Origin of the sequence: Mycobacterium shottsii (assembly GCF_010728525.1) — a bacterium.
In the GTDB taxonomy this organism is placed as follows: Bacteria; Actinomycetota; Actinomycetes; order Mycobacteriales; family Mycobacteriaceae; genus Mycobacterium; species Mycobacterium marinum.
In genome coordinates this window covers 4,288,914-4,309,397 of record NZ_AP022572.1, presented here as the reverse complement: position 1 = coordinate 4,309,397, position 20,484 = coordinate 4,288,914, and the positions used below count along the sequence as shown (strand labels likewise).

The window sequence follows — 20,484 nt, the reverse complement described above, 5'->3', positions numbered from 1 at the left end:
CAGGTTTGAGGCAGCGCACCCGCAATCGGCTACCCCTACCCGTTCTGCCCGGCCGAGCCGATCAGTCCTCCCCTGCCACCGGAGCCGCCGGCCGCCGGCGGGACACCGGCTCCGCCGTTGCCGCCCGTACCGATCAGGAGCGCGGCATTGCCACCATTGCCGCCGGCACCGCCGGTGCCCGCACCGCCGCCGGTTCCGCCGGCCCCGCCGTCGCCACCGTCACCGCCGTTGCCGAATAACAGTCCGCTTGACCCGCCCTGGCCGCCGACACCACCGTCACCACCGGCGAAGCCGGTTCCACCCACGCCGCCGTCCCTGGCGTTGCCACCGGCGCCACCGTTGCCGAACAGCAGGCCGCCGCTACCGCCGATGCCGCCGTCGCTGCCGGCACCCCCGGATTCCTGGAGTTCGTTGCCGAAGCCGGTCCCACCGGTGGCCCCGTTCCCACCAGCCCCGCCGTTGCCGATCAGCATCGCGGCTCCGCCCTGGCCCGCCACGCCTTCGAAGCCGCTGCTTCCGCCGCTGCCGGCATTGCCACCGTTGCCGCCGTTGCCGTAGAGGAGCCCGCCCTGACCACCGGAACCGCCTGTTTCGCCAAACTGAACGCTGAGGCTACCGGCCCCCACGTCACCGGCGTTGCCACCGTCGCCGCCGTGACCGATCAACCCCACGCCATCGACGCCGATCGGTCCGAGCGTTATGTTGCCAACCCAGCCGCCCTCGCCGCCAAGGCCGCCGAAGCCCGCGAAACCTTTGGCGCCAGCGTCGCCGCCCTGACCTCCATTACCACCGGCGCCGCCATTGCCCAGTACCAAACCACCCGCACCGCCATCCCCCGCGGAGCCGCCATTGCCGCCGCTACCGCCGAAGATGCTTGCACCCCCTAGCGTGGACCCGGCGGCTCCCTTTCCGCCGCTACCGCCGGCTCCGCCGTTGCCGATGACCCCCGCGTCGCCGCCCCCACCGGCGAGTCCGGCGCTGCCGCCGGTGGCACCGTTCATGACACCGGCTTGGATTTCGTCGCTGCCGCCACCGCCGCCACTGTCCCCGCCATTTCCGGCGTTACCGATCAGCCAGCCACCGTGGGCACCGGAGCCGCCATTGCCGCCAGCGCCTCCGACACCGCCCAAATCCGAGCTTGTTGTGGCGCCGGTCGCTTGTCCACCCACACCGCCGAGGCCCCCGCTACCGCCGTTACCGAACAAGAGCCCGGCGTGACCGCCCGAACCCCCGGCACCGCCCGCGCTGCCGGCTTGACCGCTCGCGCCGTCGGCACCGGTGCCGCCCAGGCCGCCGTTGCCACCGCGGCCCCACAGCCCGGCCGAACCGCCGCTACCGCCATTCTGGCCGACCCCTCCGGACCCGCCGTTGCCCCCGTTGCCGATGAGCCAGCCGCCATCGCCGCCGTTTTCGCCGGTCCCCGCCGCCCCGTCGGCGCCATTGCCAATCAGTGGACGCCCGGTCAGCGCCACTGCGGGGGAATTGATCAGGTCGAGCACAGCTTGCTCGACCGTCTGCAACGGTGACGCGTTGGCCGCCTCAGCGGCGGCATATTGCGCGGCTCCACTACTCATCAGCTTGACGAACTGCTCGTGCAATGCCAGCGTCTGAGCGCCGAGCGTCTGATATGCGTTCCCGTGCGCTTCGAACAACGCCGCAATGCCCGCCGAAACTTCGTCGGTGCCCGCCGGCAGTAGCCCCGTTATGGGAGCCAACGCGGCCGCATTGGCCTGGCTGATCGTCGAACCAATAGTTGCCAGATCGTTGGCCGCCATCTCAACTACCGCGGGCACCACGGTGACCTGCAAGATCGACACCTCCCAGTGACTTTTCGTCGCCGGTCGCGACAAAGTGATCCACGACACACTCGGAATTGGTGCAAATGGTACGTTCGTCCGAGGCAAGTTGGGCGGCATTGACCAAAATCGCTCCGCCGATATCCGCTGAGTCCTCTCGTCCAAGCGCGCCGGGGCAAGACGCTAGGGCGAGGGCGCGGCAGGACTCCCGCACTCAGTCAGGTAGTCGGCGTAATTCCAACTCTGCAAAAACTTGCGGCCCGCCTGTAATCCGCGCCGGTAGAGCGCATCCCGTTGTTCGGACGTGATGTCGAAGTCGATCGGGCTCACGCCGTCAGCCGGTACGAAGATGGTGCGTTGCACGGTACATGGATCGTCGATGTAGGCGTTGTCCTGATTGCTCACCAGCGTCTCAATCGCGGCGATTCCCAATGACACTGGACCGTGCACCGGACGGGTGGGAGGAATTCCCGGGCGCGCCGACCGCCGGATTCCGAAGGTCGGCCACCGCGGTTCGCCGTCGGCACGATCGAACAGTGCCACCGGAAAATTGGACAGCAAACCACCGTCGACCCAAGTAGCTCCGCGCACCCGAACGGGTTCGAAGACGAAGGGGATGGCCGAGGAGGCGTGCACCGCCCGCGCCACCGAAAATTCGTCCGGGTCAAGGCCATAGGAGTCCAGATCCCACGGGATGCGGACCAGCCGGCGCCGGGACAGATCACTGGCGGTGACCACCAGCGACCAGGCGAACTGCTCGGGCTGCTCGCCGGTGCGCAGATCGCCAAAAGTGTGCACGGCAAGATCAGCGAGTAAGCCGGCGAGCAGCTGCTCGAGGTACGCGCCTCGATAGACCCCGTCGGACACCAGCAGCGAGAGCCCGCCACCGATCAACGGAATATGCCCGATCAGGTTACGGTCAAGGAACTTCCGGTAATCGAGGGTGCGCATGATCTCCGCGAGCCGCGACAGCGGTTCACCGGCGGTCTGCAAAGCGGCGACCATCGCAGCGACAATGGCACCTGCACTGCTGCCCGCGACACGCGGAAACTCGTAACCGGCCTCGGCCAAGGCATCCACCGCACCGACCAACCCGATGCCGCGGACGCCGCCTCCTTCGCACACCAGATCGACACGCGCTGCGCTCACGGGCGCCAGGGTAGCCCGATCGAGTCGATTTGCCGGTAGGCGGCGCGCCGGACGACGGAGGGTTCCGGCGCCGGGGCATGAACCCGATCGGAACGCTGCGGCTCAAGCGATACGGCGGCCGTCGACGGTAAAGAAGTGCAATTGCGCCGGTTGTGGATACAGCCGCACCCGACTACCCCGCTCGGGCGGGTTGCTGCCATCCGCTCTAGGGCGTGTCTGCTTAATGTGAATGGTGTTTTGGCTGATGCTGTTTGGGTGATGCGGACGCATGCGATTTCTGATGATTTGTGGTCGCTGATCGTGGCGGTGTTGCCTGCGGGGCGGCGGCGTGGCCGGCCGTGGAACGATCATCGACGTACTCTGGAGGGCATTATCTGGCGTTACCGTACGGGATCTCCGTGGTGTGACCTGCCCGAGCACTTCGGTCCCTGGCAATCGGTGGCCGAGAGGCATCTACGCTGGTCGGTCGATGGCATCTACGCGCGGATCTTCGCGGCGATCGCCTCTGACCTCGACGCCGAGGACGCCGACCTGGGCGCACTGTTGTCGGTCGATTCGACCAGTGTGCGCGCCCACCAACACGCAGCCGGAGCGCGCCCGGGCGCCGCACAGGGGATCTGTCGAATTACAAGAAATATCTCGATGAGCCCGATGACCACGCCATTGGGCGTTCCCGCGGCGGGCTGACTACCAAGATCCACGCCTTGACCGACCAGCTGTGCAGTCCGGTCACCCTGGCACTGTCGGCCGGTCAAGCCGGTGATAATCCGATGCTTTGGCCATTGCTGGCCGCCCGGCGCAGCAACTCATACGCCCGTTTCACCTGCTGGCGGACAAGGCGTACTCCCATGACTCGACGCGGGCACAGCTGCGCCGGCTCAAGATCGCCCATACCATCCCCGAGCGCAGCGACCAGATCACCCGCCGCAAAGCCAAAGGCCGCAACAGAGGACGGCCTCCGGGGTTCTCAGGCCGAATCTACAAGCACCGCAACACCGTCGAGCGAAGCTTCAACCGGCTCAAACACTGGCGCGCGGTCGCCACCTGCTACGACAAATACGCCCTGACCTACCTCGGCGGTGTCACCCTGGCCGCCATCATCACCTACCACCGCGTCCGCAGTTAGCAGACAGGACCTAGCCACAACGGATTGATCGATCATCGCGCCGCCGTTGATGATCCGACCGTAAAGGTAGGCGTCGGCGCCGAGCTCTTCGACCACGTCAATTTCCATTTCGACTCCGAGGTTGCCCACTTCGAAGTGCTCGGGCCGGACTCCGACGACGACCTCGGGTGCCGGCACGGTCACCTCCCTGGGTAGCTGAATCAACCAATCCCCCAGCAACACTGACGAATCGACGATCGGCAGAATGAACATGTTCATGGCCGGCGATCCGATGAATCCGGCGACAAACACATTGTCGGGCCGGCGGTAGAGTTCACGCGGGGCCGCGCATTGTTGTAGTACGCCGTCGCACAGCACCGCAACACGATCGCCCATGGTCATGGCCTCTACCTGATCGTGGGTCACGTAGACGGTGGTGGTACCCAACTGCCGTTGCAGTCCGGCAATCTGGTTGCGGGTTTGCACCCGCAGCTTGGCATCAAGATTCGATAGCGGCTCGTCCATCAGGAACACCTGGGGGCGGCGCACGATAGCGCGCCCCATCGCTACTCGCTGGCGCTGGCCGCCCGAGAGGTCTTTGGGCTTGCGATCGAGATAAGCCTCGAGATCGAGCAGCTTCGCTGCCTGAAGGACCCGGTCGCGGATCTCGGCCTTGGGGGTCTTGGCGACCTTCAGCGCAAATCCCATGTTTTGTGCCACGGTCATGTGCGGGTACAGGGCATAGTTCTGGAACACCATCGCCACGTCGCGACTCTTCGGATCGACATTGGTGACGTCGCGCTCAGCGATCCGGATCCGCCCGGCATCTACCCTTTCCAATCCGGCCAGCATCCGCAGCGACGTCGTCTTGCCGCAGCCGGACGGACCGACCAGCACCACGAATTCTCCGTCGTCGACCTCGAGATCAAGGCTGTCGACGGCCGGACGGTCCGCACCCGGGTATCGACGTGTTGCCCCCTCGAAACTCACCGAAGCCACCCGGGTTACCCGCCCAGTCCAGTCACGGCGATACCACGGATGAAGGCGCGTTGCGCGACGGCGTAGACGACCACCAGTGGCAACAGAATCAGCATCGATGTTGCCATCAGTACCGGCCACCGAGCCACGTACTCTCCCTGCATCCGCACCAGACCGAGGGTTAACGTGGCGATGCTGTCGCGCTGGACCATCAACAGGGGCCATAGGAAGTCGTTCCACACATTGACCCAGGTGAGTACACCGAGCACCATCACCGCTGGCCGGGCGTGCGGCAGCAGGATTCGCCAGTAGATCTGCCACGGCGAACAACCATCGAGAGTCGCGGCCTCCTCCAAGTCGCTCGGCAGCGTCCGGAAGAACTGGCGCATCAGATAGGTCCCGAACGCGCTACCAAACAGTCCCGGCACGATCATCGCCCAGGGCGTGTCCACCAAGCCTACCGTTCGCATCAGGATGAACTGCGGAATCACCGTCACGGTGAGCGGCACCATCAAGGTGCCCAGGTAGAGGACGAAAAGTGTGTCGCGGCCTCGAAACTCGAGTTGCGCAAACGCATATCCGGCCAGTGAGCAGAAGAAGATCTGCCCGGCGGTGACGCAACCGGTATAGAGCACGGTGTTGAAGAACATTCGCCAGAAGGGCATCAAGGTGAATACCTCAGCGTAGTTGGACCACTGTGGGTACGACGGCAACAATCTCGGCTCGCTGACCTCACCGCTCTTCTTCAGTGAGCCGGACAGGGCCCACAGAATCGGAAACAGAGCACACCAAGCGATCACGATCAGCGCCGCATAGAGGGCGACAGCACGCACAATCTTGCGCTGCACCACCCGGTTAGCTGAGCCCACTAGGGCGTGTCTGCTTAATGTGAATGGTGTTTTGGCTGATGCTGTTTGGGTGATGCGGATGCATGCGATTTCTGATGATTTGTGGTCGCTGATCGTGGCGGTGTTGCCTGCGGGGCGGCGGCGTGGCCGGCCGTGGAACGATCATCGACGTACTCTGGAGGGCATTATCTGGCGTTACCGTACGGGATCTCCGTGGTGTGACCTGCCCGAGCACTTCGGTCCCTGGCAATCGGTGGCCGAGAGGCATCTACGCTGGTCGGTCGATGGCATCTACGCGCGGATCTTCGCGGCGATCGCCTCTGACCTCGACGCCGAGGACGCCGACCTGGGCGCACTGTTGTCGGTCGATTCGACCAGTGTGCGCGCCCACCAACACGCAGCCGGAGCGCGCCCCGGGCGCCGCACAGGGGGATCTGTCGAATTACAAGAAATATCTCGATGAGCCCGATGACCACGCCATTGGGCGTTCCCGCGGCGGGCTGACTACCAAGATCCACGCCTTGACCGACCAGCTGTGCAGTCTGGTCACCCTGGCACTGTCGGCCGGTCAAGCCGGTGATAATCCGATGCTTTGGCCATTGCTGGCCGCCCGGTGCAGCAACTCATACGCCCCGTTTCGCCTGCTGGCGGACAAGGCGTACTCCCATGACTCGACGCGGGCACAGCTGCGCCGGCTCAAGATCGCCCATACCATCCCCGAGCGCAGCGACCAGATCACCCGCCGCAAAGCCAAAGGCCGCAACAGAGGACGGCCTCCGGGGTTCTCAGGCCGAATCTACAAGCACCGCAACACCGTCGAGCGAAGATTCAACCGGCTCAAACACTGGCGCGCGGTCGCCACCTGCTACGACAAATACGCCCTGACCTACCTCGGCGGTGTCACCCTGGCCGCCATCATCACCTACCACCGCGTCCGCAATTAGCAGACAGGACCTAGACGCCTCCCACGACCGTCGCCGGGTGATCCGGAGCTGCAGCACGGTCAACACCAGCAAGATGGCAAAGATCACCCAGGCCAGCGCGGACGCATATCCGAACTCCAGGAACGAAAAGGCGTGCTGAAAGAGCATGATGCCCAGCACATAGGTTCCCGTTTCCGGTCCGCCGTTGGGACCGGTGAGGACGTAGACGAGGTCGAACGCCTGGAAGGCGTGAATGATCGAGATGACAACGACGAACGACATTGCGCCACGAATCAGCGGGACCGTGATGGACACGAACTGCCTGATCTCGCCCGCGCCATCGATTTTGGCGGCCTCGTAAACGGTCTCGGGGACGCCCTGCATCGCGGCCAGCAAGACGACGGTGGCGAACGGGACACTTCGCCACACGCTGACCAGACACAGCGAGACCATGGCCCATCTGGGTTCGATCAACCACGGGACGGGACCGACTCCGATCCAGCCGAGGATGATGTTGAGTAGCCCGTTGTTGGTATCGAAGACGAACTGCCACACGACCGCCATCACCACCGACGAGATGGCCAGCGGCAGGAAGACGATTGTCCGAAAGACACCGATTCCGGGCACTTTTCGGTTCAGCACAGCAGCCACCACGAGGCTGATCAGAACGGTCGGCACGACGGTTCCCGCGGTGTAGACCACCGAGTTCCGCAGCGCGATCAGAAACAACGGGTCAGACGTGAACAGCTTGGCAAAGTTCTGCAAACCGACAAAGGTGGGAGCGCGGAACAGGTCCCAGTTCTGAAGGCTCATGTAGAGCGAGAATCCCAGCGGGAACAACAGGAACATCGCAACGGCGGCCAGATTTGGAGCCACGAACATGCGGCCGGCCCACGAGCGGCGTTGCCAGCGGCGCGACCGGCCCGTTTCGGCGCCAGGTTCTGGCGTGCTGCGCGTGTCGATGGACGTCATGGGCTGCGCAGCACTTCGTCAAGGGCCCGCGACATGCCGATCAACGATGTCGCGGGCCGAGATCCGCGCAGAACCGGGCCGAAGTTGCGATCCATCAAGGCGTGGACCTTCGGCCACGCCGGTGTGATCGGTAGCCCCTGTGAGTGGCCCGGCCCCGCGGTGAGCACAGCCAGATTGTCAACCCTGCGGTGGGCTTTGGCGTACCCGGCCGAGTTGAGCGCGGACCCCAGCACAGGGACGAACAGATCGGTCTCGCCGATCAACGCCTGCCCGGCCGGACCGGTGGCGAACTTGACGAACTCCCAGGCTTGTTCTTTGCGTGCACTGCTGGCCGCAATCGCCAGGCCGGCGGCGCCGATGTTGGAGCACGCAGCGCGCCCGTTAGGACCCAACGGCAACGCGGTGACCTCGAACTCCAACCCGTCGGCGCGGTCGAAGGTCTGGTATCGCCAATGGCCGCCCAGGGCCATCGCCGCCTTGCCCAACGAGAAGAGGTCGGTGGTGGCTATCGACTGCAGCTCCGATGCGGTGGGGGCCACCTGGTGCTTGGCGGACAGGTCCGCGTAGAACTGCACGGCCTCGATGAAAGCGTCGTCGTCAAAATTGAGGTGGGTCGGATTCATCCGCGGAGTCGACCACGGTACGCCGTTGTTCAACGCGAACAGCCCGGCCGAAAGCGGCGGCACAAACGTGTCGACAAATCCCCACTGCGTGACCCGGCCCGCGCCGTCGCGCTTGGTGAGCGCGCGGGCCGTGTCCAGAAACTCGGCGAAGCTCCAGGGCTGGTCCCAGCTGGTCGGCGGAGGTGGCACACCGCCGTCCGCGAAGAGCCCTCTGTTGTAGAACAGGAAGTTTCCCGACCACTGCTCGGGAAACGCGTACTGACCCCCATTGTAGGCGAAGGTGTCATACAGTGCCCCGATGCTGTCCGCGGCCAGCTCGTCGGCGAACTTCTGGTCCCGCGCCAGCATGGTGTTCAGATCCAGGAACACGCCTCGATCGGCCAGTTCGGCGTAACTCAATTCCCACGCCATCAATACATCCGGACACTTGCCGCCGGCACAAAACGTCGATATCTGCTGCAAGGCCCCCGGACCTGACAACAACGTCCGCACCTTGATGTCGGGATGACTGCGCCCGAACGCGTCGACAACCCGGATCCGGGCGTCCGCTACCTCAGGATTCGCCGCGAAAAAGAACGTCAGGGCGTCATCGTCGGAAGCGCAACCGGCCGCCACCGGTGCCAGGGCCGCTGCGGTGAGTAATCCAGCACCCCGCAGCAGCTCCCGGCGCCGCAGCGGCTTGTCGAACATTTCGCTCCCGATGGTGGCCCCGGCTCCAACGCCGACGGTATCTAGGTCCTTAGTACCCGCGTTGCGCCGGATAGGCCGCGATCAGCTCGGGAAGTAGCGGACTCGGTGGATTTCATTGCCTCGCCAGGGCAACTCGGCGAACATGATGCCCCGCCCGTGATCAGTGACAACTGACACCGTGACGGTGGATCCGGATCCGATCATCTTCGACCAGGTGGCCCGACGAAGCTGCTCGATGAGTTCAGCCAGCTCCAGCACATCGTCGTCACCCAAAGTTATTGTGGCCGTGTCCGATAGGGTCCGCGTTGCGGCCTGGCTGTCGCCACGAACGACGGCGTCGAGGAAGGTCGACACCAGCGCTTGGTGACGCGTACCCGACCGCCGGAATCCGGTCATGAAACCCGCGGTCCCGCGCAACCCCTGATTGCCCAGTAAACCCCGGGAGAGCATGAGTGCGGGCTTGGCTACCTGCGCTCCCCCGCGCAGGAACTGCAGCATCATCGCCGGCAGGTCCCAATACGCCCGCAGCACGGCGATCTTCCATTCGTCGCTGGCCTTTCGCAGGTCGTAGCGAAGAAAGGCGGGGACGAACATCGTGACGCCCGCAGCCATTGCCACCTCGAGTTCGACATCGCGCAGCACCACCGTGCCGCAGACGATGTCGAGGTCCCGGTGGAACTTGATGTCTCGTGGACCGATGAACGTTTCGAAGAACCGGCCGATCTGTTCATGCCCCACGTGTGGCATCGACCCCACTGGGTCTTCGACGCGGCCGTCGCTGGTGAACAGGCTCACCCAGCCGGCGCGATCGTGAGCCGCGGCGGCCCGTGGCGACCGCTCGACGGCGGCCAGGAGATCGTCGCGCTTGGGTAGGGCCATTACCGGCTCCCGACCAACGCGACCCCGGCGGTACGCATCCCGGCCAGCGCCACCTCGGTTGTCTCGGCCGAAATGCCCGCGGTCAGGTCCAGCAGCACCCGGGTAGCGAAGCCGGCCCGAACCGCGCCTTCGGCGGTCTGACGCACGCAGTGGTCGGTGGCAACGCCAACCACGTCGACCGCATCGATACTTCGCTGTCGCAGCCAGTCCTCCAGCGTCGTGCCGTGGTGATCCACGCCCTCGAATCCGCTGTAGGCAGCGTAGTAGGCGCCCTTTCGGAACACCTCCTCAATCGGGGCGACGTCCAGATCCGGACAAAACTGGGCGCCGGTACTGCCGGCACGACAGTGCGGCGGCCACGACGATGAGTAATCCGGGGAATCCGAGAAGTGAGCACCAGGATCGATGTGAAAGTCCTGGGTGGCCACCACCCGGTCATATCCGGGGCCACCAGCCAGATAGTCGTTGATCGCGCGTGCCACGAGGTCAGCGTTGTGCACTGGCAGCACGCCGCCGGCGCAGAAATCGTTCTGCAGATCGACGATGATCAACGCTCGCACAGCGTCCACCATATCGCCAGCGGGACGTGGTTACCGCGCGGCGGGACAAACCGGCCGTGGGTTTGTTCGCCGGCGCAGCGGGTAATACGAGAGTCATGTTGATCCGTAGAATCGCACGACCCATGCTGTCGGCGGCGTTCATCGGCCAGGGCGTCGAGTCGCTGTTGAACCCCAAGCCGGCGGCGCAGGCCGCCGCACCCGCGGTGGCGGGTTTGCGTACCCTGCCGGAACCGATGGGCAGCAGAGTTCCGGCGGATCCCGAAACCGTCGCCCAGATCAACGCCGCCGTGCAGATCGGCGGTGGTCTGCTCCTGGCGACGGGCCGGTTGCCGCGCCTGGCCTCCGCTGCGCTGGCATTGACCGTGGTACCGGGAAGCCTTGGCGCCCAAATTTTTTGGAACGAGCCAGACCCGGACCGCAAAGCCCAGAAGCGACGGGAGTTTCTCACCGACGTAAGCCTGCTCGGCCGACTGATCATCGCGTCCGCCGATACCGCGGGCAAGCCGTCATTGGCCTGGCGGGGCCGGCGGGCCGCAGAGCAGCTGTCCGGCGCGGTGTCTTCGGCTCTACCGGGGTCTGACGACGTGCGGCTGGAGTCCGAGTTGGGCGACAAGATCGTGCATGGCATACAGGCGGGAGCCGAGCGCGGCCGCGAGCTGGCCAGCACCGCAGCGGAGAAGAGCGCCCCCTACGCGGAAGCCGCGCTGGAACGTGGCCGCGAGCTGGCCAGCACCGCAGCGGAGAAAGGCGCCCCGCTGGCCGAGGCGGCACGCAGGCGGGGCGAGCGCCTGGCCCACAGCGCCCGCGTTCGCGGGGCTGAATTTGCCTAGACCGCACGCCACCAAGGCACCCAGCTCGCCGACACCGCGCGTGCGCGGGTCGAGGCCCCGGTTAGGGGCCGTCGGCACTAGCCACTGGCCAGGAACGCCTCGACGATCGGTTCGACATCGCCGCCCACACCGTCGATGTCCACGGTTACACCTCGCTCGTCGTCACCGAGCGGCTCCAATGTGTCCAGTTGGGAGCGCAGCAGGGTGGCCGGCATGAAGTGATCGGACCTGGCGGCCAAACGGCGGCCGATCAGTTCTGCGGAACCGCTCAGATGCAGAAACGCAACCTGCGGACAGTTCTCCCGCAGCGTGTCGCGGTACCGGCGCGCCAGCGCCGAACAACTGATCACGCCCCCGCCGGGATGGTCGGCCAACCAGCGCCCGACCCGCCGCAACCAGGGGCGGCGATCATCGTCGTCAAGGGGTTTGCCGGCGGCCATCTTCGTGACGTTCGCTTTCGGGTGCAAGGTGTCGGCCTCCATGAACGGCACCCCCAACCGCTGTGCCAGCGCCGCCGCTACCGTCGTCTTTCCTGCCCCGCATACACCCATCACCACGATCGGTGACGGCTTTGGCGACGGGTGAACGCTCACACCTGGTTGCGGTTCCATTCCATCCACCCGACGCCGCTGCGACCATCCGTGGTGACCACAGCGACCCACGCGCGCGGGAAATGGCTCACGCGCCCGTCGGAAGCATTCAGGCGTACCGGCGCGTGGGCACGTACGTCGACCTTCGCCGTGATATCACCCGGTTTCAGAATCAACGTCGTGTTCTGCGGTAAGCCGTTGCTGCCGAAGGCTTCCCGAAAGTTCACGGCCTGCAGCTCGGTGAGGTTCCCGCCGGAATCCTGAACATAGCCGACGCTGAAGGCGGGAGTGCCCGGGAGCTGGATGTTCACCCCATGCAGGTGGGTTCCGTCGTCGAGATGCAGCGCACTCCACATCCAGTCCATGCTCCACCAGTCGCGCACGCCCCAGGAATGGTCACGCTGTCCGGGGACCGCATCGACGCGATAGTGCGTCCCGTCGACGGTCACGGTACCCGCTACCGTGCAAGGGATCTCGTAACGCGACGTCAGCCGGTATCGGTAAGGGACTCCGTTGGTAGTCCAGGCCAGGTTCATCGTTACCTCGACCGGATCCCCGGGCTCCCCGCGCAGCAACGCTGACGGGTCCTCGTATGCCTGGCCTCGCGCCCGCAGCTGCACCGCATAGGTCTGCAGCGGTGCCGTGGCATGGTGGCGCAGCTCGATATCACCGGTTCGCACCGCCCACGGGTCATCGGGCAGCGCGACCTCGATGTCGGCAACAGCCACGGTCGCCATGTCGGGCCCGCACAGCAACGCGTGTACCCACGCCTTCTGCTGGTTCGCTATTCGGCCGAGACGAAACCAGCCGCCCAACCCCTGTGCGGCATCAACGAAATCGGCGTACCAGCTTTCACTCCAGAGCGGCTCATCGGTGGGCTCGTGCGCCATTTCGTCTTGCTCACCCGGGCACAACGGTTCCGGCGGTGCCGCATCCGGCAGCGTGGCCAGGGCGTCGGTGTCCAGAACGTGTTCGCAGTGGCGGTGCAGCATCGTCATGAACAGCCGATCGCCCCGGTCGGTCCGTTCCACCAGCATCGATGACACGATCGCCATCATCACGCCGAAAAAGCTCTGCCGCCGCACCTCTTCGGCGACTTGCTCGAGCGTGATCGGCGCTTGCGGGCCCAACGCATCGTGATAGGTCCGCAGCAGGTCGTCGTAGTGCGCGCGCCGCTCATTCGGCTGCAGGGCACAGCCCAGGAAGTAGGCCAGATCTGTCAGAGCCGGGCCCCAAGATACGGTCTGCCAGTCCACCACTGTCAACGGCCGCTCGGCACCGGCGGCGCCGAAAAGCAGGTTGTCCAAACGGTAGTCACCGTGCACCAAGCCCTGGATTGCGCCTCGGGACGACTCCTGAGCCAGGTAGCCGTCGAACGCCGCCACCAACCGTTCACACACCATGCGACTTCGTGGATCGATCTGCTCGCCGTAGCGGTCGAGGAACCCCTTGTACAGCCCGTTGACCATGGCTTGGTTCAGCGGCGAATCACGTTTGAGCCATGGCGCTTCGGCCAGTGCCGCGTCACCGAGCAGCGGACCGTGCAGCCGCCCCAGCTGACTGACCGCGAGCTGCGCCTGTGCGACCGTGGCACCAGCAATCTCGTCGCCGACCAGCGCTGGCCCCGCATCACCGAGCAGCAGGTCGAATGCGCCCGTTTGGGCGTCGACGGCGGCGTGATAGCACGGCGCTATCGGCCCACCCAGACGCGGCGCCACTTCGGCGTAGAAGCGAACTTCGCGTTCGTAGAGCCCCAGCGCCTGGCCGGTCTGGCGGCTCATCGGATCGGTGGCCGCGACCTTGAGCACCACCGATGACGGACCACCGGGCACCGCGTAGGTGAGCTGGACGCGGTAGCATTCGCTCATCTGGCCGGTGCCGATCCGCTCGACAGTGAATTCGGTGACGTCCCCGGCGCCGATCTTTTCGGTCAGCCACGACGCGGTGAGGTCGCCGGGTTCTTCGATGATGCCCGAGTTCTGGTCGCCCTCGTCGTTCATGACGTTCACTGCGCCAGCGAGAAGCCGTCCCACGCCAGCCTGCGATGCTGGTGCGGATCGATCTCGACGCGACTCTTGCGGTCGATCACCATGACCGCGCGACGCGTGTGCGTGTAGGCCGGCCAGTCCTCGCCGGGCGTACCGGTCTGGCTGAACGAGCGCCAGCGCCGGATCACCTCGTCGCTGACCCGCAACGCGTGTCTACGGTCGGCGGCGGCGGTCAGCAGCGCGCCGAACCTGGTTCGATAGATGTCGAAGACGGCGAACAACTCGGTCGCATGCGTGGCCCCGAACCCGGACCAGCGCAATGTCCGTGGCGCGTAGTCATAGCGATAGAGGTACGTGGGAGCGTGCGCTCCTTGGGCTTCGGCGATCTGCCAGGCCGCGGCGTTGAATGCGAAATCACCGCCCAGCTGTATGCAGGCAGCGGACTCCGGATAGTTCGGGTAGGCCGCGGTGATGCGTTCACGGGTAGCCGGTTCGGTGTCGGCGAGCAACTCATCGATCATCGCCTTGTTGGTCGGCAGCATTTTGAGGAACCGGGTGAACAGGCGGCCCTCGTCGGCGTTGGTGCCGACGATGAGCGGCACTTTGTGTGATTGCCCGGCGCGCATGGCCTCGACGGGGTCCAGCGGCAGACAGTCATCACCGAAGGTTGGGCCGATTGGGAAGGCGCCCAAGCGTTTCTGCATGCCCTGATCGATCAGCCGGTGCTGGGTTTGCACCAGTTGGGCCGCGCTCGCCCGCATCAGCGCGCTGGCGGCGTCGTGCTTGCGCGCATCGAGCAGTTGGGCAAAGCGTGTCGCGAATTCGGCCGCGATTTCCCGCGGACGCACCATACCGGCGGCCGGACTCTCCGAGATCGCCCGGGCGAAAAGACCTTTGGCCGCCGGAACCGCCAGCAGCGTGGCGGTGATATGCGCGCCCGCGCTTTCCCCGAAGATGGTGACGTTGTCCGGATCACCACCGAACTCCGCGATGTTGTCCTGGATCCACTGCAATGCCATCACCAGGTCGCGCAGGTACAGGTTGCCGTCGATGGCGATGTCCGGTGTCGACAGCGAAGACAGATCCAGACACCCGAGCGCGCCCAGCCGATAGTTGACCGAAACATAGACGCAGCCTCGCCTCGCCAGTGCCGCGCCGTCATATATCGGAGTCGCCGAGCTGCCCAGGATGTAGCCCCCACCGTGGATGAAGACCATGACCGGCAGCGGTTGATGCGAGGGGGCTTCGGGTGCGACGACGTTGAGGGTCAGGCAGTCTTCACTCATCGGCTGGTATTTGCCCAGGCCGAGCATGGTGTAGCGGCGCTGCTGAGGCGAGCAGTGAGTGAACCCATGACAGTGGCGGACACCCGACCAGGGTTGCGGGGGCTGCGGCGCGCGGAACCGGAGCGGGCCGATCGGAGCCCGCGCGTAGGGGATGGACCGCCAGCGGTGCACGCCGTCGCGAGTGAAGCCTTCAACGATGCCGGTGGCCGTGCGGGCGCGGACGGTGCGCTCATGCATAACCCGACGTTAGCGGACCCGAAACGCACACGGCGTGCGTACCACTTGAAATCTCCTCAGGGCGGCTAGCCTGACGGGATGCGAATCGCCGCGCTAGTCGCAGTACCTTTGCTGGTTGCCGGGTGCGCACATGACGTCGACAGCAACTCGGGTCGTTCGCAGACCAGCACCCCAGCGACGCCGAGCAGTAGCGTTTCTTCCTCGACTAGCAAACTTCCCACAGCGTTGAAGGTGCCGTCGACCGGGGCGCCGATCTCCGAGGCCATTGCCTGGATAGAGGCTGGTCAGGCCGCTGATCCGGCGCGCTATCACGGTGTGACGCGAGAGGATGTCACCACCGAGCTCGGCGACGATATCGCATTCAGCGCCCAAGGCGGCAAAGTGTCCTGCCTGACCGACACCAAGCACACCGGTGACGCGATGGCCTGCCTGGTCAGCCTGACCAACCCATCTCCCCCACCCCCCACCGCCTACGGCGAATGGAAGGGCGGCTGGGTCGATTTTGACGGCACCAACTTGCGGGTCGGGGCCTCCCGAGGCGACCCGGGACCGTTCACCAACGGCAACGGGCCCGAGTTGGCCAACGGCGATTCCCTGTCGTTCGGCGACTACCGCTGCCGCGCCGATCAGGCCGGCGTTTTTTGCGTCAACTACGCCCATCAGTCCGCCATTGGGCTCAGCAGCGCCGGCGTCGAGCCGTTCGGTTGCCTGCGGTCGGTGCCGCCGCCCGACGGTGTGGGCGCCGCGTTCAGCTGCTGAGGCGTGCCTGTCGCCCGTGCCGCCTCGGCGATTGCCAGTGCAATGGAAAGGTAGCCCCTCCTTGGCGGGCGACGCGGTGGGGCCGACGACTTGCCCGACTGTGGCGGGTTTGTAGACATATCAACAGATTTCACCTCGCGATCTCGCCCGCATCGGCCAGCTACGGTTGACGTCGTCACCTGATTTGCGCAGTGTGGGTGCGGGGATCCGGCGGCGATGCCATGCCGAATTGCTTCCGCTTCCACAAGGTGGCCCCGTTGGTCGGCACCCGCCCCTGAGGGGGGCCGGTGGGCATCGTCGGATTTCCGCCGCTCAGGATGGCGGTTCGCTCACCGCTCCCAACCTCGCCTTCCGCAACACGTCCGGCGCCGCCGACGCGGAAGCAAAGTGTTGCGCCAGACATCGAAATCTGGAAGCATCCGGCGGCGGTGCGATAGGGGCATGATCCGCGGTTGGAGTGCGCCGTAACCGTCGCCATGGAAGCCCTCACGAAGAACCCCCGCGCCCGCGCCTGCAGAGCCCGTCTATCCCAACTACGCGAAGTAGATCATGATCGAATACGACTCGCACAAATGGCTGGACCACTTTTTGACATCCGCGGCTCGCTGGTCCGGGAGATCAGCGGTCGAGTCTCCCTATGTGTCGCGTGGTCGGCGGCGGTTGTTGCCTTTCACAACTATGTCGCTCCGGTCGGCATGCCGTTCCAGCTGCACACCCTGATGGGCCTCGCTCTCGGTCTCCTTCTGGTTTTCCGCACCAATTCCAGCTATGACCGCTTCTGGGAGGGGCGCAAACTCTGGGGAGGCATCGTGAATGAAACACGGAACCTCGTCCGGAGCGCCAGCGTATATATGAAGGGGGATTCGGCGCTGGTGGCCCGGCTCACCCGATGGACAGCCACCTTTGCCTGGGCTTGCATGCACCGTCTGCGCGGTACCGAAGGCCTCGGGCCACAAATCACCGAACTTCCGCCCGCCGAGGCGCAGGAGGCGCTCGACGCCCAGCATCCCGCTCTCGCTGCCGCCGGCAACATGTCCGATTGCCTCCGGGAGGCGCGCGAGCGCGGCCTGATCTCTGACATCATGCTCACGTCGATGGACCAGAACATTCAGCTCCTGGTCGACTATCTCGGTGGCTGCGAACGAATTCGCAAGACGCCCATGCCCTTCGCCTACGCCGTTCACCTGCGCCGGGCGCTTGTACTTTATTGCTTCACCCTTCCCTTCGCCATGGTCGAGACCTTCGGCTGGACCACCATTGTCGACGTCCTGATCATCGCCTACACGTTCTTCGGCATCGAGGAAATCGCCGTCGAGATCGAAAGCCCCTTCGCGAATGACGCAAACGACCTACCCCACGAGGAAATCTGCGAAACCATCCACAAGAATGTCTACGCCCAGGCGGGCATTTAGCAGCTCGCGTGCCCGAGGGGCTTCAACGCATGGCCCGCCGGGCCGGCTGGCGGGTCGACAACGAGCGCATCCGCCAGCTCTGGCGCGAGGAGGGGCTGCGGGTTAGCGCCCGGGTGATTTCTGTGGCTACTAACTCGCCGCCTAGCCCAAGTCAGCGGGATCGCTCTGCGTAACCGATGAATCGCCTTCGGCCGCCAGCTCAAGCACTTGGATCTCCCCGGTGGTGCCGTCGACCTCGATGAGCGCGCCCGGCGGCAAGAACCGGGTGGCCCCCTGGGCGTCCACCACACAGGGGAACCCGAACTCGCGGGCCACCACAGCCGCATGCGACATGGGGCCACCCAGTTCGGTGACGACGGCCGCCGCATAGCAGAAGGCAGCCGTGTAGCCGACGTCGGTGACCTCGGCGACCAGAATTTCGCCCGGCTCTAGTTCGTCGATGGTCTCCGGACGCACGATCCGCACCCGGCCACGCACCCGTCCGCCGCAGACGCCGACTCCGCGCAAGCTGCCCCCGGCCGTTAGCGCCGCCGCCGAGGCGGTCGACGGCTCCCACTTCCCACTGAACACCGTGGGTGGGACGACGGCGGTCAGCCTGCGTTGTTCTGCGCGGCGGCGGGCCACCAACTCGGCCACGTCCGCGGGCAGTGCGTCGAGTTCGTCGACCAAGAGGTAGAAGACATCGTCGGGGGCGTGCAGCACACCGGCCTCGGCCAGCCGGCGCCCATGCTCGCGCAGCAGGGCGCGCAGCACCCAGATCGCGCGAACCATCTTGTTTCGGCGCGCTTCCCGGTCACGCAGTTGACGTGCGGCCAGCACCGCAATCGGCTTGGCCTGCAAGGGAATCGACGGCTTTGGCGGCTGCGGCACCGAGGAGGTGCTCAATGTCTTGGCCACCATGCCGACCAACAATTCCGGGTTGTCGGCGTAGCTGGTCGACATCATCTCGACTTCCGCCGGACCGCGGTGCCCAATCAGCGAAAGCTCTTGGCGCACTGCGTCGTAGAAGTGCGGCGCCGCCACCGCCAGCTTGCCGAGGCGGTCCCCGGGTTCGGACAGCAGCCGAATCACGGCTTCGTCGTGGCGCGCCGCGGCCACCAGGCGCTGTACCGCTTCCACCGAACGGGCGCTGACCAGTTCGGGCCCCGCGGCCGGGGCGGTGTCGCGGCCGCTCACGGCGCGCAACAGCACGTTGAATGCGGCACAGAGCATGAAGGAACCCGAAGCCAGCACCCAGCCGTGCACCACGTGGTCGCGGGCCAGCAGAATCAGGCTCAGCAGGCGCCGATCGTCAAGCGTGGTGACATCGCCCCCGGCAAGCTGTTCCAGGCGGTCGACATCGGCGATGAAATCGTTGGTGTCCAAGGCCGAACCGGCGCTCAGGCCGACCAGGTTGACGCCGAAGACGCCGATATTGCGGACGGTGCGCAGTTGCCGGCGCACGAAGCTGGATTCTGACGGTGGGCGTTCCTCGCCGAAGATGGGCAGCGAGCCCATGCTCGGGCCGAAGAACCCGCTGTTGCTGACGATCATCGCCGGCTTGGCGAATGGCACTGTCTCGGCCATGAAGTGCGCCGATGTAATGGCGCCGTAAAGCCGGTGGGCGAACACCGCGACGGTGCGCATTGCGATCTCGCGCTGAATCACTCCACCTGGCCGCAACCGTTCGGCAATACCGACGCCGCCCGCACGCAGGCCACGCACGGTGACCGATGCCGATGAGGGCGAGAACGGACCGGGCAACGCTTCGGACAGATTGGTGGCCAGAAACGTCGGGAAACGCGGATCGATAGGTGTGTCGAACTCCCCGTTGACGCCTTCCGGGCCCGCCAGCCGCGGAACCACACCGTCTTGCGCGGGAGCGTCGACGGCGGGCAGGTCCTGGATGTTGGCGAGTCGCCAGGGCAGCGATACCACCCGTCTGCCCAACGAGACTCGGCCACGCACGGCCAGCGCGAAGTCCTCGACGGACTCCTCGGCGGTGAAGGCCGGCTGGAATTTCCATTCATCGTGCAGCCGTGCGGTATCCATCACGGGAACGGCATGCACCAATTGGAATTCGGCGACCGACCCAATGCGGCGAAGCGCCGCGCCGACCGGCAGGATGGGGCGTCGCAGTGCCGTGGCGATCTCGCGCAACGTGGGCAGCCCCGGGGCGGCCAGATTGACCCGACCGGTGCCCGCACCGACGTCCGATACCGCGCGCGTCAGCAGCCGAAGTACGTCGTCGAAGTGCACTACCTGCAGTACGTCATCTGCCGAACCGTCGGGGAACGCCGGCAGAGCAAACAACCGGCGCACCCAGTTGTCGATGTTGCGCCCGACGATGAGCGCCGAACGCACGGCAACCCATTGCGCACCGGACTCCTGCAGCATCTGCTCGACGTCCGCCTTGTGCCGCCCCTGGGCCGAAGCTGGCGCCACCGCAACGTGTTCGGTGGCCGGCATCGGCAGACCCGGCCGGTAGACGTGGGGGGAGCTGGTGAACACGATGCGGCCGGTACCGCAGGCTGCCATCGCATCCAAGACGTTGCGGGTTCCGTCGATGTTGATCTGCTGGCTGATCCGGCCGTCCGGACCCGGGTTCCGGGCCCATGCGCAGTGGGCGACCACGTCCGCGCCCGTGATCGCGCGCCGGACCGCGGCCGCGTCGCGGATATCGCCGGCAACGAAGTCGGCCTGACTCGGCCAGCTGTCGGGCCGCCGGCGCGAAATCCCGACGACTTCGTGGCCCTGGCTGAGCAATCGGGAGGCCAGGCCACGGCCCAGTACCCCGCCGGCCCCGGTGACCGCGACCCTCACTGAGTTTCCTCGCTAGTGAGCACCGCTCCTCCTCATCGCTTTACTCTGCACCTCTGC

General features: G+C 65.7%; 12 protein-coding genes and 6 pseudogenes. 5 read left to right on the top strand and 13 right to left on the bottom strand.

Features of this window, described 5'->3' with window-relative positions:
* Positions 1–35: 35 nt before the first annotated feature.
* The 3 genes and pseudogenes from G6N41_RS19920 to G6N41_RS30115 form a co-directional block, all read right to left on the bottom strand.
* Positions 36–1,775: a PE family protein gene (locus G6N41_RS19920; RefSeq protein ID WP_407663835.1), complete on the bottom strand. Its 1,740-nt coding sequence runs from the start codon at positions 1,773–1,775 to the stop codon at positions 36–38.
* Positions 1,776–1,979: 204 nt separating this feature from the next.
* Positions 1,980–2,954 carry a patatin-like phospholipase family protein gene (locus G6N41_RS19915; protein ID WP_198967937.1) on the bottom strand — a complete coding sequence of 325 codons (975 nt, stop codon included), beginning with the start codon at positions 2,952–2,954 and terminating at the stop codon, positions 1,980–1,982.
* A gap of 93 nt (positions 2,955–3,047) precedes the next feature.
* Positions 3,048–3,152, bottom strand: a pseudogene (locus G6N41_RS30115) (hypothetical protein); the annotation flags it as partial.
* A 48-nt stretch (positions 3,153–3,200) separates the two neighbouring features.
* Here G6N41_RS30115 and G6N41_RS19910 point away from each other — a divergent pair.
* Positions 3,201–4,071, top strand: a pseudogene (locus G6N41_RS19910) (IS5 family transposase).
* 9 nt (positions 4,072–4,080) lie between these two features.
* Here the strand turns inward: G6N41_RS19910 and G6N41_RS19905 are convergent.
* Together G6N41_RS19905 and G6N41_RS19900 are read right to left on the bottom strand one after the other, a co-directional pair.
* Positions 4,081–5,049 (bottom strand): annotated as a pseudogene (locus tag G6N41_RS19905) (ABC transporter ATP-binding protein); the annotation flags it as partial.
* A gap of 5 nt (positions 5,050–5,054) precedes the next feature.
* On the bottom strand, positions 5,055–5,897 hold the full coding sequence (locus tag G6N41_RS19900; protein WP_198965462.1) for a carbohydrate ABC transporter permease: 843 nt from the start codon (positions 5,895–5,897) through the stop codon (positions 5,055–5,057).
* 49 nt (positions 5,898–5,946) lie between these two features.
* Here G6N41_RS19900 and G6N41_RS19895 point away from each other — a divergent pair.
* Positions 5,947–6,820, top strand: a pseudogene (locus G6N41_RS19895) (IS5 family transposase).
* 9 nt (positions 6,821–6,829) lie between these two features.
* Here the strand turns inward: G6N41_RS19895 and G6N41_RS19890 are convergent.
* The 4 genes and pseudogenes from G6N41_RS19890 to G6N41_RS19875 all read right to left on the bottom strand — a co-directional run.
* Positions 6,830–7,771: pseudogene (locus tag G6N41_RS19890) on the bottom strand (carbohydrate ABC transporter permease); the annotation flags it as partial.
* Positions 7,768–9,084: an ABC transporter substrate-binding protein gene (locus G6N41_RS19885; RefSeq protein ID WP_198965461.1), complete on the bottom strand. Its 1,317-nt coding sequence runs from the start codon at positions 9,082–9,084 to the stop codon at positions 7,768–7,770. The gene G6N41_RS19885 and the pseudogene G6N41_RS19890, both read right to left, overlap by 4 nt.
* Positions 9,085–9,165: 81 nt before the next feature.
* Positions 9,166–9,963: a nuclear transport factor 2 family protein gene (locus tag G6N41_RS19880; RefSeq protein ID WP_198965460.1), complete on the bottom strand. Its 798-nt coding sequence runs from the start codon at positions 9,961–9,963 to the stop codon at positions 9,166–9,168.
* The gene (locus G6N41_RS19875) at positions 9,963–10,523 is read right to left on the bottom strand and encodes an isochorismatase family protein (protein ID WP_198965459.1); all 561 of its coding nucleotides are present in this window, start codon (positions 10,521–10,523) and stop codon (positions 9,963–9,965) included. Before G6N41_RS19875 ends, G6N41_RS19880 begins: the two co-directional genes overlap by 1 nt.
* Positions 10,524–10,618: 95 nt before the next feature.
* On the opposite strand from G6N41_RS19875, the pseudogene G6N41_RS19870 reads away from it, so the two are divergent.
* Positions 10,619–11,350, top strand: a pseudogene (locus tag G6N41_RS19870) (DoxX family protein); the annotation flags it as partial.
* Between the two features lie 80 nt (positions 11,351–11,430).
* Here G6N41_RS19870 and G6N41_RS19865 read toward each other — a convergent pair.
* Genes G6N41_RS19865 through G6N41_RS19855 form a run of 3 tightly spaced genes read right to left on the bottom strand, consistent with a single transcriptional unit; the run spans position 11,431 to position 15,454 of the window.
* On the bottom strand, positions 11,431–11,946 hold the full coding sequence (locus tag G6N41_RS19865) for a gluconokinase (protein ID WP_198965458.1): 516 nt from the start codon (positions 11,944–11,946) through the stop codon (positions 11,431–11,433).
* Positions 11,943–13,943: a DUF7064 domain-containing protein gene (locus G6N41_RS19860; RefSeq protein WP_198967936.1), complete on the bottom strand. Its 2,001-nt coding sequence runs from the start codon at positions 13,941–13,943 to the stop codon at positions 11,943–11,945. Before G6N41_RS19860 ends, G6N41_RS19865 begins: the two co-directional genes overlap by 4 nt.
* Positions 13,944–13,948: 5 nt before the next feature.
* A complete protein-coding gene (locus G6N41_RS19855) occupies positions 13,949–15,454 on the bottom strand; it encodes a carboxylesterase/lipase family protein (protein WP_198965457.1) in 1,506 nt (501 codons plus the stop codon).
* Positions 15,455–15,532: 78 nt separating this feature from the next.
* On the opposite strand from G6N41_RS19855, the gene G6N41_RS19850 reads away from it, so the two are divergent.
* Positions 15,533–16,213 (top strand): hypothetical protein, encoded by a 681-nt coding sequence (locus tag G6N41_RS19850; RefSeq protein WP_198965456.1) that lies wholly within the window; start codon positions 15,533–15,535, stop codon positions 16,211–16,213.
* Positions 16,214–16,785: 572 nt separating this feature from the next.
* Positions 16,786–17,625 (top strand): bestrophin family protein, encoded by an 840-nt coding sequence (locus G6N41_RS19845; protein ID WP_231608611.1) that lies wholly within the window; start codon positions 16,786–16,788, stop codon positions 17,623–17,625.
* 141 nt (positions 17,626–17,766) lie between these two features.
* Here G6N41_RS19845 and G6N41_RS19840 read toward each other — a convergent pair whose 3' ends face one another.
* Positions 17,767–20,427, bottom strand: coding sequence for a sugar epimerase family protein (locus tag G6N41_RS19840; protein ID WP_198965455.1), 2,661 nt, complete (start codon positions 20,425–20,427; stop codon positions 17,767–17,769).
* Positions 20,428–20,484 lie beyond the last annotated feature (57 nt).

Coding starts and splice junctions, on each gene's coding strand:
- G6N41_RS19860 (WP_198967936.1), bottom strand. CDS start 13,943: ATGAACGACGAGGGCGACCAGAACTCGGGCATCATCGAAGAACCCGGC.
- G6N41_RS19880 (WP_198965460.1), bottom strand. CDS start 9,963: ATGGCCCTACCCAAGCGCGACGATCTCCTGGCCGCCGTCGAGCGGTCG.
- G6N41_RS19850 (WP_198965456.1), top strand. CDS start 15,533: ATGCGAATCGCCGCGCTAGTCGCAGTACCTTTGCTGGTTGCCGGGTGC.
- G6N41_RS19845 (WP_231608611.1), top strand. CDS start 16,786: ATGGCTGGACCACTTTTTGACATCCGCGGCTCGCTGGTCCGGGAGATC.
- G6N41_RS19855 (WP_198965457.1), bottom strand. CDS start 15,454: ATGCATGAGCGCACCGTCCGCGCCCGCACGGCCACCGGCATCGTTGAA.
- G6N41_RS19885 (WP_198965461.1), bottom strand. CDS start 9,084: ATGTTCGACAAGCCGCTGCGGCGCCGGGAGCTGCTGCGGGGTGCTGGA.
- G6N41_RS19920 (WP_407663835.1), bottom strand. CDS start 1,775: ATGGCGGCCAACGATCTGGCAACTATTGGTTCGACGATCAGCCAGGCC.